The organism is Novacetimonas maltaceti, assembly GCF_002906255.1.
GTDB classification, from domain to species: Bacteria; Pseudomonadota; Alphaproteobacteria; order Acetobacterales; family Acetobacteraceae; genus Novacetimonas; species Novacetimonas maltaceti.
Genome location: NZ_POTC01000107.1, coordinates 1 through 3816, shown reverse-complemented (window position 1 = coordinate 3816; position 3816 = coordinate 1). Strand labels below are relative to the sequence as shown.

General features: G+C 59.7%; 6 protein-coding genes. All 6 read left to right on the top strand.

The window, feature by feature from the left end; genetic code table 11:
* Positions 1–197, top strand: a 197-nt coding sequence (locus tag KMAL_RS17470) for a hypothetical protein (RefSeq protein ID WP_219811431.1), incomplete at its 5' end; no start/stop codon positions are given.
* 71 nt (positions 198–268) lie between these two features.
* Positions 269–2155 carry a ParB/RepB/Spo0J family partition protein gene (locus KMAL_RS16255; protein ID WP_110096504.1) on the top strand — a complete coding sequence of 629 codons (1887 nt, stop codon included), beginning with the start codon at positions 269–271 and terminating at the stop codon, positions 2153–2155.
* Between the two features lie 101 nt (positions 2156–2256).
* Entirely contained in the window at positions 2257–2475 is a 219-nt protein-coding gene (locus KMAL_RS17735) for a NepR family anti-sigma factor (RefSeq protein WP_239020190.1), read from the top strand.
* A gap of 101 nt (positions 2476–2576) precedes the next feature.
* The gene (locus KMAL_RS16245; RefSeq protein ID WP_110096503.1) at positions 2577–3041 is read left to right on the top strand and encodes a hypothetical protein; all 465 of its coding nucleotides are present in this window, start codon (positions 2577–2579) and stop codon (positions 3039–3041) included.
* A 209-nt stretch (positions 3042–3250) separates the two neighbouring features.
* Positions 3251–3493 (top strand): type II toxin-antitoxin system Phd/YefM family antitoxin, encoded by a 243-nt coding sequence (locus KMAL_RS16240; RefSeq protein WP_058989460.1) that lies wholly within the window; start codon positions 3251–3253, stop codon positions 3491–3493.
* On the top strand, positions 3486–3816 hold a 331-nt coding region (locus KMAL_RS16235; RefSeq protein WP_110096502.1), incomplete at its 3' end, for a hypothetical protein. The genes KMAL_RS16240 and KMAL_RS16235, both read left to right, overlap by 8 nt.

The window sequence follows — 3816 nt, the reverse complement described above, 5'->3', positions numbered from 1 at the left end:
GCGTTGCCGGCGGATCTGAAGGTGTCGGGACGAAAGGCGTCGCTGCGCTGCCTTTCGCCCTGCCGCTGGCAGGTCGAACGAAAGGCTGGGGTTTTGAGGGGGCGGATGCAAGGGTAATTTTTGGCGGGAAACCGCCATTTTCTGTGTGGAAAACTGCATTTTTCTCTTGCCTCTCTCTTATTATATCGTGTATATAATAAGAGCACCGGGCGGGAAAACGTGGGGGGATGGTCCTTCCTCCCCGCCCGGTGCAGGGAGGGTAAACCCTATGTCTGCAACACTCCGCAGTGAGCCCAAGAAAGCCACCACGAAGCCCGCCAGAAAGACTACGAGCAAGACGCCGACGCCAATCACGACGCCCGCCAACGATACAGACGGGACACGCATCCCCTTCAGCAAGCTGTTCCGTTCGCCCCTGAATGTCCGGCGCACGGTGCCCGCCATCGCTATCGAAGAACTGGCCGACAACCTGAAAGCCGTTGGCCTGATCCAGAGCCTTGTCGTCGTGCCGGATGGTGATCGCTTCGGCGTTGTCGCGGGCGGCCGACGCTTTCTCGCCATGTCCCTGCTGGTCGAACGCGGCGACTGGACCGAGGACAAGTCCGTTCTCTGCCGGATCGTGACACCCGAGGAAGCCGAGGAAATCAGCCTTGCCGAGAACGTGCAGCGTCATGCGATGCACCCGGCCGACCAGTTCGAGGCGTTCGCCCGACAGGTCGAATTGGGACGCTCCGTCGAGCAGATCGCGCAGCGTTTTGGCGTCTCCGCTTCAATCGTCGCGAAGCGCCTGAAGCTGGCGTCCGTCTCTCCTGCTGTCATGAGCGCCTTCCGACAGGATCAGCTCACGCTCGAACAGGTTTCGGCCTTCACCGTGGCGGACGATCACGAGGCGCAGGACAGTGTGCTGCAATGGGTGCTGGATACGCACTTTCAGGTTGCCCCGCACTCCATCAAGAACCGGCTCATGCAGGGGGCCGTTCCCGAAAGCAGCCGCATCGTCTCCTTCGTCGGACTGGATACCTACCGCGCTGCGGGCGGGACCGTGGTGCAGGACCTGTTCGGAGAGAACGGTTTCCTGACCGATACCCCGCTTCTGCACGAACTGGCCGAAAAGAAGCTGGGCGAAGTCGAAGCCGGGTTCAGGGCCGAAGGCTGGTCATGGGTTGAACGCATCACGGACCGGCCAAGCTGGTTCTATTCCACCCCTCGCCTGTCGCCAAAACAGGCCGAGCCAACCGCCGAGGATGCCGCACGCATCGAGGCGATTGCCGACTGGCTGACCGAGATCGAGGAAAACGAGCAGTCCCAGGGCCTGACCGACGAGGAAAACGAAGAATACGACGCCCTGACCGCCGAGCTTGAGGCATTGCAGAATGCGGCTCACCTGTGGAGCGCCGAGCAGAAGGAACAGGCCGGGGTCTTCATCATGACCGAGGGGGCGGAGATCGGCACGACCTATGTGGGCGTGGTCAAACCCGGCGCGAAGAAGAAGGACGCCGCCAGCGCCAGCACAGCCGAGAATGACAGTGCGGTGCCCACCATTCCCAACGGTCTGATGGAAACGCTCTATCGCGAGCGGACAGCCGCCCTACAGGCTACGCTTGCGCGGGACAGCGTGATGGTCCTGCGGGTTCTGGTCCATGCGCTTCTGATGCAGCACCACGGCGCGATGTCTCCCCGCTTCGAGACGCCCGAAACGCCGCACGACAAGGCAACCAACCCGGCTATGTGCGCGGTTGCCGAATATCGGCTGGAACGCCTCAACCCTCTGCGCATCCCGCAGGATGATCGGCTGTGGCCGTGGCTGCTGGGCCGTACCGAAAGCGAACTGGTCGAAATCCTTGCCGCCTGCGCCATGCCCTTCGTGAATGCCGGAAAGGAGGACTGGTCCGAGGACAGGCAGCGCGGTTCATCGCGTGACATCGCAGCCTCAATCGGCTTCGACATGCGCGAATGGTGGAAGCCCGATGCGGACAACTTCTTCCGTTCGCTGACGAAATCCACCATTGCCGACTACATCACCGAGGCAGGAGCAAACCCCGGCGACTGGCAGAAGGCAAAACGGGATGCCCTCGCCACCGACGCGGGCAAGGCCGCAGCGGAAAGCGGATGGCTTCCGGCCTTTCTCCGCACACCCGGCGCAGCGACCGCATGACAACAACCGGCCGGGGCATTGCGCCCCGGCCACCCGCTCCGGCGGATGATGCTGGGCTCGCAATATTGTGGAGTGCCCCACGACGCCAGAATCTTCCTGTCGTGGGCGATCCGATTAAAATGCAGTGGGAAGGATCGGATATGCACAAGTATTCAGATGAAAATTTTCTGGCGTCTTGGCTGAAGCGCGCGTTGCGTGCCCGGTTCGGTGCTGTGGTGAAAGAACCTGTTCCCGATACTCTTTTGTCTCTTCTTTCCGAGGTGCCAGAAAGTGAGAAACCCGAAAATCAGGCGGACAGCGCGTTACCTCGGCGCGAGTAAGTCGAAATCAATTCCCGCTCCTATAAGCGACCGGCAATTTCTTACGGATAAGACCGGGTTTATGGTAGCAACGGCAAAACAGGTTCTAGCGGAATCAGGACATGACAACAGAGCAGAATACTGCGCCAAATGGCGTTGACCGTCTTGCTGGGCATATTGCTGATGCCATCGACACGCTGAAACTGATCGTGACTTTCGGTTTTCTGGCTGGTGTCGTGATTATGTTCTGTCTGATGCGGGACCGTGGGCTGGAACTCTTGCCGCAATGGTTCCTGGCCCTTCATGGGATAGGCATCCTGACGGCCGGTCTCTTTTTTTCTGTCATGATGGCGGGCCTGTCTGTGATGTTCACGCACAGCTTTCGATCTGTGAAAATCATCGCTCTGCCCGTTGTCTTCTTTCAATTCATGTTCGGCGTGCTGGGTCTGCCGATGATGATGGGAGCCGATGCCTCGCCCGTGGCTTTACCACTCTGGTTCTCGACCGCAATCGCCGTTCTCGGCCTGCTGGGCGCATGGGGCGGACCTGTGGTCGCGCTGCTGGTCGCGAAAAAATCAGCGAGGTGAGCACAGAAGGGCGGATGGTTGTGCCCTCTGTGGCATAGTCTCTTCTCCCCTCGGGATAGCCACGATAAACGGAAGCCCCCTAACGGGGGCTGTGTGTCATTTGGCGGCCCTGTAGGCCGCTGCGCCTCTGCTATCCTCAGCGATTTAATTTGCGTAATATTCGGAATTTCTGTATATTCTTGATATTACCCCGTGGGAGGATAAAGCCAGTGAAGCAGTTTGCAGCGGGCGACCTGACCCGTAATACCGGCGATCTCTTCGAGGCCGCAGCCGTCGCCCCCGTCGCCATCACCAAGCATCGCAAGCCCCGGTTTGTTGTCATGTCGATGGAGCGATACGAGACGCTGACCAGCAGGGATACGGGTAGTCAGAAGGCTTATGCCGTCAACGATATGCCTGAAGACGTCGCCGCCCTGTGCGATCAGGGGATCGAGGACTATCTGAATGGCTGATGACTTCCCGCGTGTCGGCCAGGTCATCGACTATCACTATCTCTGGAAATGGCAGGATTTACGAGGTGAGACGGAAGGCCGAAAAAAGCGGCCGAGTTGCGTGGTGGTCGTCGCCATTGACCGGGACGGCAAGCATCATCTCTTCATCCTGCCGATCACGAGCAAAGAGCCGGCCGCTGATCGTCAGGCCGTACTGATTCCGGAAACAGAAGTCCGCAGGGCGAAGCTGGATACGGACATGCCCCTGTGGGTGATGGTGGACGAAGTGAATTACGACATCCTCGAAACGTCCTACACGCTGGAAGATCGGGCCGCGCGCGGCC